Origin of the sequence: Streptomyces sp. C10-9-1 (assembly GCF_024497955.1) — a bacterium.
Taxonomy (GTDB): domain Bacteria; phylum Actinomycetota; class Actinomycetes; order Streptomycetales; family Streptomycetaceae; genus Streptomyces; species Streptomyces sanyensis.
Genome location: NZ_JANHKP010000013.1, coordinates 72,662 through 84,907, shown reverse-complemented (window position 1 = coordinate 84,907; position 12,246 = coordinate 72,662). Strand labels below are relative to the sequence as shown.

General features: G+C 72.6%; 9 protein-coding genes. 1 reads left to right on the top strand and 8 read right to left on the bottom strand.

The features are described 5' to 3' along the window. Positions 1-10 precede the first annotated feature (10 nt). The 4 genes from NPS70_RS19670 to NPS70_RS19655 form a co-directional block, all read right to left on the bottom strand. Complete coding sequence (locus NPS70_RS19670; protein WP_256525638.1) at positions 11-1,192, bottom strand: GTP-binding protein; 1,182 nt, start codon at positions 1,190-1,192, stop codon at positions 11-13. 145 nt (positions 1,193-1,337) lie between these two features. Further along, positions 1,338-2,963 (bottom strand): cation acetate symporter, encoded by a 1,626-nt coding sequence (locus NPS70_RS19665; RefSeq protein WP_256525637.1) that lies wholly within the window; start codon positions 2,961-2,963, stop codon positions 1,338-1,340. After that, on the bottom strand, positions 2,960-3,421 hold the full coding sequence (locus NPS70_RS19660; protein WP_256525636.1) for a DUF485 domain-containing protein: 462 nt from the start codon (positions 3,419-3,421) through the stop codon (positions 2,960-2,962). Before NPS70_RS19660 ends, NPS70_RS19665 begins: the two co-directional genes overlap by 4 nt. Before the next feature lie 157 nt (positions 3,422-3,578). Further along, on the bottom strand, positions 3,579-5,705 hold the full coding sequence (locus NPS70_RS19655) for a DNA topoisomerase IV subunit B (protein WP_256525634.1): 2,127 nt from the start codon (positions 5,703-5,705) through the stop codon (positions 3,579-3,581). Positions 5,706-6,138: 433 nt separating this feature from the next. Here NPS70_RS19655 and NPS70_RS19650 point away from each other — a divergent pair, with 433 nt between their 5' ends. After that, positions 6,139-6,369 (top strand): hypothetical protein, encoded by a 231-nt coding sequence (locus tag NPS70_RS19650; protein ID WP_256525633.1) that lies wholly within the window; start codon positions 6,139-6,141, stop codon positions 6,367-6,369. Between the two features lie 280 nt (positions 6,370-6,649). On the opposite strand, the gene NPS70_RS19645 is transcribed toward NPS70_RS19650, so the two are convergent. The 4 genes from NPS70_RS19645 to NPS70_RS19630 form a co-directional block, all read right to left on the bottom strand. Beyond that, entirely contained in the window at positions 6,650-7,516 is an 867-nt protein-coding gene (locus NPS70_RS19645) for a trypsin-like serine protease (RefSeq protein WP_256525632.1), read from the bottom strand. 388 nt (positions 7,517-7,904) lie between these two features. Beyond that, a complete protein-coding gene (locus NPS70_RS19640) occupies positions 7,905-9,458 on the bottom strand; it encodes an RNA polymerase sigma factor (protein WP_256525631.1) in 1,554 nt (517 codons plus the stop codon). A 334-nt stretch (positions 9,459-9,792) separates the two neighbouring features. Next, complete coding sequence (locus tag NPS70_RS19635; RefSeq protein WP_308315032.1) at positions 9,793-10,734, bottom strand: FCD domain-containing protein; 942 nt, start codon at positions 10,732-10,734, stop codon at positions 9,793-9,795. Positions 10,735-11,408: 674 nt separating this feature from the next. Beyond that, entirely contained in the window at positions 11,409-12,173 is a 765-nt protein-coding gene (locus NPS70_RS19630) for an NUDIX domain-containing protein (RefSeq protein ID WP_256525629.1), read from the bottom strand. Between the last annotated feature and the right edge of the window lie 73 nt (positions 12,174-12,246).

Sequence of the window (12,246 nt, the reverse complement as noted above, 5' to 3'; positions counted from 1 at the left end):
GGGCCGGATCTCACCCGGGGACGGGCGCGGTGTGCGGCGGGTCCGGCCGGTCCGCCCCGCCGGGGTGTCCCTCGGCCCCGGACGGCCCGGGCCCGGGCGGCTCCTCCCACCCCTCCGGCCCGTCGGCGTCGCCCGGAACCCAGCGCAGCACACCCCACATGCTCCGCTCGTCGGGGACGTCCTGCGCGTCTCCGCGCAGGGCGCAGGCGCCGAGCCGGGCCCTGAGGCCTCCGGTGTCGAGTCCGGAGCCGATCAGGACCAGCCGGGTGGCCCTGCTCCCGTCCTCGGGCCAGGGCTCGGGGTGGAAGCGCAGGAAGCGCCCGACCGCGTGGACCGTGTAGCGGTTCCGCGGGTCGCAGGCGCCGAAGTCCACATGGCCCTTGATGCGGTAGAGCCCGGGCGGCCTGGTGTCGAGGAAGTCCATCAGCCGGCGCGGGTGCAGGGGCGTCGCGGTCTCGAACGAGACGCTCTCGTAGGCCGTGTGCAGGTGCGCGTCGTGCCCCGGGTCGTGGCCGTGCTCGGCGTCGTAGGCGTCGGCGTACAGGTCCTCGAAGGAGAGCTGGCGAACGGCGTCCTCGGCCTCGGGGCGCAGCGCCGCGTCCAGCAGCAGGGCGGGGTCGATCCGCCCGTACCGGGTCTCGACGACGGGGGTCCCGCCGCACAGCTCCCCGATCTCCGTCCGCAGCCGCGCCACGGCGGCGTCGTCCACCCGGTCGGTCTTGTTCAGCACCACCAGGTCGGCGATGGCGAGATGCCGGTCGATCTCCGGGTGGCGTGCCCGGGTGGCGCCGAACTCAGCGGCGTCCACGACCTCGGCGAGTCCGCCGTACTCGATGCGCGGATTGTCGCTGGCGAGGATCATGCGGACGAGTTCCTGCGGCTCCGCCAGCCCGGAGGCCTCGACGACGATGACGTCGATCCGGGCCTCGGGGCGGGTGAGCCTGTCCAGGTAGTCGTCGAGCTCGCCGACGTCGACGGCACAGCACAGGCAGCCGTTGCCGAGCGAGACGGTGGATCCGACCTGCCCGGCCACGGTCATCGCGTCGATCTCGATCGCCCCGAAGTCGTTCACGACGACGCCGATGCGGTTGCCCTGGTTGCGCCGCAGCAGATGGTTGAGCAGGGTCGTCTTGCCCGATCCCAGGAATCCCGCGAGGAGGACGACGGGGACGGGGGACCTGCTCTCGCTCACGGGGCACCTCGGTTCCGGGGAGGGAAGTCGGGACGCCCAGGATAGGCGGGCGGGCCCTGGCGGATCACCGCGGCGGGCGGCGCACGGGGGCCGGACCGCTGCGGGCGGCCGGGCCCGGGCGTCGGGCGCCCCGCCCCCCGGAGTGCTACGCCGCCCCGGCGCCGGTGAGCGCCCGCACCTCGGTCTCCGCGTGCCGGGCCTCGTCCGGGACCTCGGAGGAGGTGACCGTGCCCAGCCATCCTGCGAGGAACCCCAGGGGGATCGAGACGAGCCCCGGGTTCTCCAGCGGGAACAGGCTGAAGTCCACGCCCGGGAAGAGGGACTTCCCACTGCCGGAGACCACCGGGGAGAGCACCACGAGCACCACGGCGGGCACCAGACCGCCGTAGACGGACCACAGCGCCCCGCGGGTGGTGAAGTCGCGCCAGAACAGCGAGTAGAGCAGCACCGGCAGGTTGGAGGAGGCCGCCACCGCGAAGGCGAGGCCGACCAGGAAGGCCACATTGAGGTTCTGCGCCAGCAGCCCGAGACCGATGGCCACCGCGCCGATGCCCACGGCCGCCGCCCGTGCGACGGCCACCTCGCCCCACCGGCGTCGCGGCTCCCGGCCGTCTCCCGCCGTCGCGCGGGCCCGGCGGCGGCCCAGCGAGGCGTACAGGTCGTGGGCGACCGAGGCCGACGAGGCGAGGGTGATCCCGGCGACGACGGCGAGGATGGTCGCGAACGCGATGGCGGCGACGACCGCGAAGAGCACCGTGCCGCCGGTCGACCCGGCCCCTCCCCCGAGGTCCAGGGCGAGCAGCGGGACGGCCGTGTTCCCCGCCGCGTTCGAGGCGCGGACCTGCTCGGTGCCCAGCACCGCGGCGGCGCCGAAGCCGAGGACGATGGTCATCAGGTAGAAGCTGCCGATGAGGCCGATGGACCAGATCACCGAGCGGCGTGCGGCCCGGGCCGTGGGGACGGTGTAGAAGCGGGACAGGATGTGCGGCAGCCCGGCCGTGCCCAGGACCAGGGCGAGGCCCAGGCTGATGAAGTCGAGCCGGTCCGTCCAGCCCCCGCCGTAGCGCAGCCCCGGGGCGAGGAAGGACGCGCCGTGGCCGCTGCGGTCCGCCGCGGTGTGCAGCAGCCGTCCGAGGTCGCCTCCGAAGCGCGAGAGCACCAGCGCGGTCAGCACGGTCGCGCCCGCCATCAGCAGGACCGCCTTCACGATCTGGATCCAGGTGGTCGCCCGCATCCCGCCCAGGGAGACGTAGACCACCATCAGGGCCCCCACACCGACGACCGTCCAGGAGCGCGCCGCCTCGCCGGTGCCGCCCAGGAGCAGGGCGACCAGGGAGCCCGCGCCCACCATCTGGGCGACCAGGTAGAGCACCGAGACGGTGATGGAGGAGACCCCGGAGGCGATCCGGACCCGGCGGGCGGCGAGCCGTGAGGCCACCACGTCGGCGAGCGTGAACCGGCCGCAGTTGCGCACGAGTTCGGCGACGAGGAACAGCACGACCAGCCAGGCGACGAGGAAGCCGACGGAGTAGAGCATCCCGTCGTACCCGTAGAGGGCGATCAGCCCGGAGATGCCGAGGAAGGACGCGGCGGACATGTAGTCGCCGGCGATCGCGAAGCCGTTCTCCATGGGCGAGAACAGCCGTCCCCCGGCGTAGAACTCCTCGGCCGAGCCCCTGCGGTGGCGGCCCACCCAGGTGGTGATGCCGAGGGTGACGGCGACGAAGGCGCTGAACAGCACGAGGGCCAGGGCCTGGTGGTCTCCGCTCACCGGTCCGCCGCCCGGGTCATCTCCTGGGTGTCCCAGCGCAGTTCGAGGGCCGCGCGGTCCCGGTGCAGGCGCGCGTGACGGGCGTAGGCCCAGGTGAGGACGAAGGTGGTGAGGAACTGGGCGAGGCCGGCCACCATGGCCACGTTGAGCCCGCCCGCGACCTCGGCGCCCATCAGCCCCGGTGCCGTGGTCGCGGCGACGACATAGGCCAGGTACCAGAGGAGGAAGACGAGGGAGGCGGGCACGACGAAGCGCCGGTAGCGGCTGCGCACCTCCTGGAAGGCGGGGCTGCGCTGCACCTCCGCGTAGACCTCCGCGCTGGTCCGCCCGGTGCCCCCGGACTGCGCCGGGACGGCGGGGGCCGCCCGGGCGGCGTCGGCCGGGCCGGTGGCCAGTGCGTCGTACCACGGGTCGTCGAGCCGCAGCTCGTCCGCGCTCCGCCCTTCCTGCTTCTCCACGCTCAACTCTCCTTGTCAGCGAACCGTTTCGGCCCGCGATCACAAGGATGGACAGAGCAGGAAGATCCCGGACTCTTCTCCCCGGAGGCTTCACCCCATCAGGTGATGGGCGCCTTCGGGGCCCGTGGGGCGGGCGGGCGGCCCGCCCCACGGCGTCTCAGGCGTCGATGCGGGAGCGGTCCAGCGTGGCCGCCGAGGTGGTGATGAACTCCTTGCGCGGGGCGACCTCGTTGCCCATGAGGAGGTCGAAGACCCGCTCGGCCGACTCCAGGTCGCCGATGTTGATCCGGCGCAGCGTGCGGTGGCGGGGGTCCATGGTGGTCTCCGCCAGCTGGTCGGCGTCCATCTCGCCGAGGCCCTTGTAGCGCTGGATGGAGTCCTTGAAACGGGTCCCCTTGCGCTGGAACTCCAGCAGCGTCTGACGCAGCTCGCTGTCCGAATAGGTGTAGACGTACCGGTCCTGGCCCTTCCTGGGCTGGATCAGCTCGATCCGGTGGAGCGGCGGCACGGCGGCGAAGACCCGCCCGGCCTCCACCATGGGCCGCATGTAGCGCTGGAAGAGCGTGAGCAGCAGCGTGCGGATGTGGGAGCCGTCGACATCGGCGTCGGTCATCATGATGACCTTGCCGTAGCGGGCCGCGTCGATGTCGAAGGTGCGGCCCGAGCCGGCCCCTATGACCTGGATGATCGCCCCGCACTCGGCGTTCTTCAGCATGTCCGAGACGGACGACTTCTGCACGTTGAGGATCTTGCCGCGGATGGGCAGCAGGGCCTGGAACTCGCTGTTGCGGGCCAGCTTGGCCGTGCCGAGGGCCGAGTCGCCCTCGACGATGAACAGCTCGCTGCGCTCGACGTCGTCGCTGCGGCAGTCGGCGAGCTTGGCCGGCAGGGACGAGGACTCCAGTGCCGTCTTGCGGCGCTGGGCCTCCTTGTGCTGGCGGGCGGCGATGCGGGTCCGGGCCGCGGCCACCGCCTTCTCCAGCACCGCCCGGGCCTGCGCCTTGGCGTCCCTCTTGGTGGAGGTCAGAAAGCCCTTGAGTTCCCTGGCCACCACGCCTGCGACGATGCGGTTGGCCGCGGAGGTGCCGAGGACCTCCTTGGTCTGGCCCTCGAACTGGGGCTCGGCGAGGCGGACCGTGACGACCGCGGTGAGCCCCTCCAGGGCGTCGTCCTTGACGATGTCGTCCTCGGCGACGCGCAGCAGCTTGGCCGAGCGCAGGACCTCGTTCACCGTCTTGGTCACGGAGCGCTCGAACCCGGTGACATGGGTGCCGCCCTTGGGGGTGGCGATGATGTTCACGAAGGAGCGGACGGTCGTGTCGTATCCGGTGCCCCAGCGCAGCGCGACGTCCACCCCGAGCTCCCGGGTGACCTCCGTCGGGGTCATGTGCCCGCGGTCGTCCAGGACGGGGACCGTCTCCTTGAACGTGCCGTGACCGCTCAGGCGCAGCACGTCGCAGACGGGCCGGTCCTGCGCCAGGTACTCGCAGAACTCGCTGATGCCGCCGTCGAAGCGGAAGGTCTCGACGCTCTTGCCCTCGCCGTCCCCGCCGGCCTCGCCCCGCTCGTCGCGGACGACGATGGTCAGGCCGGGGACCAGGAAGGCGGTCTGCCGCGCCCGCTGGTGGAGGGTGTCGAGGGAGAGCCTGGCGTCCTTCAGGAAGATCTGGCGGTCGGCCCAGTAGCGGACGCGGGTGCCGGTGCGGGCCTTGGGGACGCGCTTGCCCTTCAGGAGGCCGCCGGTGGGGTCGAAGGGGGCGTCGGGGCCGGACTCGGTGAAGACGCCGGGGACGCCGCGACGGAAGCTGATCGCGTGGGTGGCGCCGCCCCGGTCCACCTCGACGTCGAGGCGGGCGGACAGCGCGTTCACCACCGAGGCGCCGACGCCGTGGAGGCCGCCGGAGGCCGCGTAGGAGCCACCGCCGAACTTTCCGCCCGCGTGCAGCTTGGTCATGACGACCTCGACGCCCGACAGACCGGTCTTGGGCTCGACGTCGACCGGGATGCCTCGGCCGTTGTCCCGGACCTCCACGGAGCCGTCCTCGTGGAGGAGGACCTCGATGTGGTCGCAGTGGCCGCCGAGCGCCTCGTCGACGGAATTGTCGATGATCTCCCAGAGGCAGTGCATCAGGCCCCGGCTGTCCGTCGACCCGATGTACATGCCCGGGCGCTTGCGGACCGCTTCGAGGCCCTCCAGGACGAGCAGATGCCGCGCGGTGTAGTTGGAGCCGTCACGCTCCGCTGTCAGCAGTGCTGTGGACGGCACGGACGTTTCGGCGGTCACGCGGTTCGCTCCTCGCTGAATTTCAGATGTGGCCACGTGGGGTAGGGGCCCGGGCGTCGGTCGCCGCACAGAGCGTACCGAGGCCTGGTAGAGCCGATGTAACGCCACCCTCGTGATGTCCCATGCTAGTCGAGCTTCGTATGGATGTTCGATCCCTCGATGGGGTGACGTGCACATCACGTTCCCTTCGAGGCATGAACCATTTAGGCTCCGGGCACGTCCTCATGAACAACCGGCAACGGGCCGGGAGGACCGCACGAGACATGCAACCGCGAAATCCGTAGAGCGAAGCAATACGGTTCCTTCGCCGCCAACCGGCAGCAGACAGCCACCTCGGAGAGACTTTCGAGGAAAAGCCACGAGCGGGAACGTTTTGGGGCTGGTTGGATGTTGACCCTGGTACGACAGCTCGTCGAGCTAGAGAAGAGGCGACGTGACTACTGTTCTGACCCCCGCGACCCCGCTGACGGCCGCCGACCGCTGCGACCGCTGCGGCGCCCAGGCTTACCTGCGCGTCGTGCTGATCAGCGGCGGCGAACTGCTCTTCTGCGCCCACCACGGGCGCAAGTTCGAGCCGGAACTCAAGAAGATCGCCGCTGAGATACAGGACGAGACCGACCGCCTGACGGTCATGCCGGCCGCGGCCGGCGACGAGGAACGCTGACGCCTCGCATCCCGACGAGCCAGGGCCGGTCACGACCGGCCGACGGGCGGCCGCTCCTGGACACCAGGGGCGGTCGCCCGTTCTCGTGCTCCTCGCGCCGGTGCCCCCTGCCCTCCCACGGGCGGGGGGCACCGGCGCGCGGAGAGCCGCGCACCGTGGGACACGAGGGGCGGTCGCGCCTCTGGGCGGGCCGCCACGGCCCGCGCAGAGCCTGCCGCGCCCCGGAGGCGGGGCGGCTCCCTGGCGCCCGGGAGCCGGGCGCCAGGGCCCTGTGGGCGCCTCAGCGACCCGGCGGCTCCGGCCGGTCCACCCCGTCGGAGGCCCACTGCGAGGGGGGCGGGGCCACGGCCGAGACCCTCGTGTAGACGCCGGGCCCGTCCGGGCGGCCGCAGCCGCTGCCCCAGGAGACGAGGCCGACGAGGCGGCCCTGGGCGACCAGCGGTCCGCCGCTGTCCCCCTGGCAGGCGTCGTGACCACCCCGGACGTCACCCGCGCAGAGCATCGTGGACGGGAGGTAGCGCCCCCTCCCGCCTCCCGGGTAGGCCCAGCTGCAGTGGCTGTCCGGCAGGACCTGCACCCGGGCGGCGCGCAGCGTCGAGGCGTAGCCGCCGCGCCCCGTGGTGTCGCCCCAGCCGTACACGGTCGCCGGCGTACCCGGCGCCTCGGACGGGTCGCCCGGCCCGGCGAGAGGCAGCACCCTGGAGGCGGGCAGCTCCCGGCCGAGGGTCAGCAGCGCCAGATCCGAGCTGTTGGTGAGCGGGTCGTAGTCGGGCGACACCCAGCTCGAACTCACCGGGACCTCCTCCCCGCCGTCCCCGTCGAGTTCGCTGCGTCCCGCGATCACGACCAGGTCCCGCACCGAGGCGGCGTCCCCTCCGAGCACGGCGGGGTCCAGGCAGTGGGCGGCCGTCATCACGGTGGCGGGCCCCACGACCACCCCTCCGCAGAACTGACCGGCACGGTGTGCGCCGAACCGGTCACGGCTGGACAGGGCCACCACCCAGGGACTGGCCTCCACATCGGCCTCGTATCCGCCGATGACCACGCTGTCGGCCGAGGCGGAGCCGGGAGCGGTCAGGGCCGGGACCAGCACGGCGGCGATCACGGCCGAGACGAGGGCCGGGCCTCCGGGGACGGGACGACGCATGCGTTCTCCTGACTCTGCGTGGAACGAGGTTGCACCCAGCGTCGTCCAGGGGGCGGCGCGGCGCACCCCCGCGCGCCGTAAGCGGGAACGCGTGCCGCGCGCGGCGGGATTCGCCCGTCGGGAATCCGGTGCGGAGCAGCCACGGGACGGGCCGCCGCGGCGGCACGGCCGGGCGCCACACCGCGCACCGGGCCCGGCGCCCCCGGCCGACGCCGCTCCCCCCGGAGAAGGGGCGGGCAGCACGGGAGGGGCCCGGAACCCTGCGGCGGTGCCGCCGGCCGATCGGATCACTCGGATCGGATCAGCCGGCGGTACGCCTGCGGGTTCCGGGCCCCTCCCGGTGGCCGTACGCGCGCGGTGGCCGCCCCCGGCCGGAGGCGGCCGCGGCTCAGTCCAGGTAGTCGCGGAGAACCTGCGAGCGGGACGGGTGGCGCAGCTTGGACATGGTCTTGGACTCGATCTGGCGGATGCGCTCACGCGTCACGCCGTAGACCTTGCCGATCTCGTCCAGGGTCTTGGGCTGGCCGTCCGTGAGGCCGAAGCGCATGGAGACCACGCCCGCCTCCCGCTCGGACAGGGTGTCGAGGACCGAGTGCAGCTGCTCCTGGAGGAGCGTGAAGCTGACGGCGTCCGCCGGAACGACCGCCTCGGAGTCCTCGATCAGGTCGCCGAACTCGCTGTCGCCGTCCTCGCCGAGCGGGGTGTGCAGGGAGATCGGCTCCCGGCCGTACTTCTGGACCTCGATGACCTTCTCCGGGGTCATGTCGAGTTCCTTGGCCAGCTCCTCCGGGGTGGGCTCGCGGCCCAGGTCCTGGAGCATCTGGCGCTGCACGCGCGCGAGCTTGTTGATGACCTCGACCATGTGCACCGGGATGCGGATGGTGCGGGCCTGGTCCGCCATGGCACGGGTGATCGCCTGACGGATCCACCAGGTGGCGTACGTGGAGAACTTGTAGCCCTTGGTGTAGTCGAACTTCTCGACCGCGCGGATCAGACCGAGGTTGCCCTCCTGGATCAGGTCCAGGAAGAGCATGCCGCGGCCGGTGTAGCGCTTGGCCAGGGAGACGACCAGCCGGAGGTTGGCCTCCAGCAGGTGGTTCTTGGCCCGGCGTCCGTCCTCCGCGATGATCTCCAGCTCACGCTTGAGCTTGGGGGCGAGCTTGTCGGCACCGGCCAGCTTGTCCTCGGCGAACAGACCGGCCTCGATGCGCTTGGCGAGCTCCACCTCCTGCTCGGCGTTGAGCAGGGGGACCTTGCCGATCTGCTTCAGGTAGTCCTTGACCGGGTCGGCGGTGGCACCGGCGACGGCGACCTGCTGCGCGGGGGCGTCGTCCTCGTCGTCGTCGGACAGGACGAAGCCCTTGGCCTCGCCCTCCGGCTCCTCCTCGTCCTTGCCGCCGGGCTGGACCTCTTCGAGCAGCTCCTCGCCCTCGACGGGCTCGTCCGCGTCCTTCTTGCCCGCGGTCTTCTTCGCGGTGGTCTTCTTCGCGGCGGTCTTCTTGGCCGCCGTCTTCTTCGCCGCCGTCTTCTTGGCGGCGGCCTTCTTGGCGGGAGCGGCGGCCACCGGCTCGTCGGCCGAGGACTCCACGGGCTCCGCGACCGGCGCCGCGGGGGCGGCGACGGTCTTCGCCGTGGTCGTCTTGGCTGCGACGGCCCTGGTGGCGGTGCGCTTGGCCGGGCTCTTCGCTGCGACGCTCTTGCGGGCGCGCTTAGGCGACTCCGCTGCACTGACCATCAGCGTCACACCCTCTTCCTCGAGGATCTGGTTGAGGCTGCGCAGAACATTCTTCCACTGGGTTGGCGGAATCTGGTCAGCCTCGAAGGCCCGCCGCACGTCATCGCCGGCGATCTGCCCATCAGCCTTTCCCCGCTCGATAAGCGCCATCACAGACTCGGACTCGGCGATCTCCGGCGGGAGCGTACGGGATGTGCTGGCCGACACGAACAACCTCTCGGTAACGATGGGAAACGGCTTCCGGCCCCGCCCGGGAAATCGGACCGGAGCCGACGACCACCGGGGTGAGGACGTACCGGTGGCGCGGGCTGGACCCAGGAGCTAGACACAGCGCCGGTGCCGGCTGCTGTATTCCCTCCTCGGCTGTCACCTCTTAGGTCATCGCCACGCCCCGAGGAGCGTTACGCCCAATACGCGTGGCCCGAGTCACACCCCAAAGGAACGGTAACGTCACAAAGCGTGCATACTGCACGCAGCGTGTCGCCGGATCCCGGGGAATCCGGCGACACCCGCGTCGCACACCGCCGCCGAAACGTCCGGATCAGTGCTCGCGGGGGGCCGGAACGACGCGGTCCACCTCGGGGTGGACGGTGAGCAGCTGCCGCACGGCCGCCTCGGCACCGGCAGCGTCCCCCGCGGCGAGGGCGTCGGCGATCCGGGCGTGATGGGCGACGCAGGCGTCGCCGGGGCGCTCGCACCCGGTGACCGGCCCGCCGGAGACCTGGAGGGCGGAGGCGACGATCCCGGACAGGTGCTCCAGCATCCGGTTGCCGGCGAGCTGGACGAGCAGGGAGTGGAACTCGGCGTCGGCCCGGGAGAAGGTGATGCCGTCACCCTGAGCCAGGGCGTGGCCCATGATCTCCACCATGTCACCGAGCCGCTGCTGCACGTCCTCGCGGCCGTGCCCCGCCGCGAGACGGGCCGCCAGGGGCTCGATCGTCCAGCGGAGCTCGTTCAGCTCGCGACGCTGGTCCTCCCGCTGAGGGCCGAAGGCGCGCCATTCGATGATGTCCGGGTCGAGCAGGTTCCAGTCGCTGACCGGGCGCACCCGGGTGCCGACGTTGGGGCGGGCGCTGACCAGCCCCTTGGCCTCCAGCACGCGCAGCGACTCACGCACCACCGTGCGCGAGACCTCGAAGCGCTGACCGATCTCCTCCGGGACGAGCGGACGGTCGGCCCCCAGGTCTCCGGAGACGATCATCTGGCCGAGCTGCTGGACGAGTTGGCCGTGCAGGCCGCGGCCGCGGCTGCCCGCGGTGCGGCGCGCGGCCCGGCCCAGCTCCGCGTCCGCGCCCTGCCACGCGGGAGCGCCGACGCGCTCGGCACCCGGGCGCTCCGGGTAGGGGTATCGGTCGAGTTCGCCCGGGCCGGCGAGGCCGCTCTCGGCGGGGCGGGCGGCGGTCATCATGGTGTGCGCAACGGTACTCACGCATCCTTTGTCGGCCCCGATTCCGAGCCCCTTGAGGTCTTTGGTGAAAAGCACACGAAAGGGTGATCAGCGCCCACTCCCCAATTGACGCCTTATCGTAAGGAATCGGGCAGTTTGGCTCGGTGGTGGTGACGGGGACCGGCGTTCGGTCCGCTTCGGTCCCCAAGCGGCCCGGGACCGGAACTCGGCGAACACACCGGCGCAGAGCAGGACGGGGAACGACAACGCCACGGCGTTGTCGACCGGTTGACCGCAGGAGGGCGGGACCGACTCGGCGGGGCCGCTCACCGTCGGTGGGACACGGCTCCTCACAGGAGGGCGGGGCCGGCCGGTGAAGCCGCCGGACAGACGGGGAGCGCGAGCGCGACGCCCCGACGGGCAGGCCGCTCCGCCCCGGGCGCGGCGAGGAGGGCAACCGCCTCCGGCGCGGGCCGCACGCAGCGGGCCGGGGCAGCGGGCAGGCGGGCGAGGACCCCGGTCAAGCCGTGAACCGGTGACGAGGACGCCCTGCCGGTCGCCGGTCCCGCGGCCCGCCGCCGCCACCGCGCGGGGACGGGAACGGGGACGGGGACCGGGGACGGGTCCCGCCGGTCCTGTCACGGCGACGCCGACCGGTGCGGCCGCGAGGGTCGGCAGCCGGGCGGACCCGTCGCGCCGGGCGCCGTCCGGTGGGCACCCGGGACACCCACCGGACAGCACGCCGCCGCGCAGCCGGGCGGCGGTCGGGATCAGACCTCGGGGCGCAGCATGGGCGGGTTCAGCAGAGTCGCCCCGCCCGCCCGGAAGAGCTGTGCGGGACGGCCGCCCTGGCGCGTGGTCGTCCCGCCCGTGGGAACCAGGAATCCCGGCGTACCCGTCACCTTCCGGTGGAAGTTCCGCGGGTCCAGGGCCACTCCCCACACGGCCTCGTACACGCGCCGCAGCTCCCCGACGGTGAACTCGGGCGGGCAGAAGGCCGTGGCCAGCGACGAGTACTCGATCTTGGACCGTGCCCGCTCGACCCCGTCGGCGAGGATCAGCGCGTGGTCGAAGGCGAGCGGCGCCTGCTCCCCCGCGCCCGGCGCGCCCTCCTCCCGGCGACCGAGCAGTTCGCCGACCGGCGCCCAGCGGGCGCTGTTGGCGTCGCCGCCCGCGCGCGGGGCCGGGAGGTCGGGGGCGAGCACCAGGTGGGCCACGCTGACCACTCTCATCCGCGGGTCGCGCCGCGGATCGCCGTAGGTGGCGAGCTGCTCCAGGTGCGCACCGTTCACCGCGCCGGGGTCGGCCGGGTCGTGGGCGCACAGCCCGGTCTCCTCGGCCAGCTCGCGGCCCGCCGCGCCCGCAAGGTCCTCGTCACTCCGCACGAAGCCGCCGGGCAACGCCCAACTGCCTTGGAAGGGCGGCTCGCCGCGCCGCACCACGAGCGCGCAGAGCGCGTGGCGGCGCACGGTGAGCACGACCAGATCGACGGTGACGGCGAAGGGCGGAAAGGCCGACGGGTCGTAGGGAGACATGCCGCGATCATAGTCGTCTGCCTGACGATAAGACAGCCGTCCGCCCCGTGGCTCGACCCCGTTCCACCGACGG

Bases quoted from the DNA above. Each gene is read 5' to 3' on its own strand.
- NPS70_RS19645 (WP_256525632.1), bottom strand. From the start codon at position 7,516: ATGCGTCGTCCCGTCCCCGGAGGCCCGGCCCTCGTCTCGGCCGTGATC.
- NPS70_RS19630 (WP_256525629.1), bottom strand. From the start codon at position 12,173: ATGTCTCCCTACGACCCGTCGGCCTTTCCGCCCTTCGCCGTCACCGTC.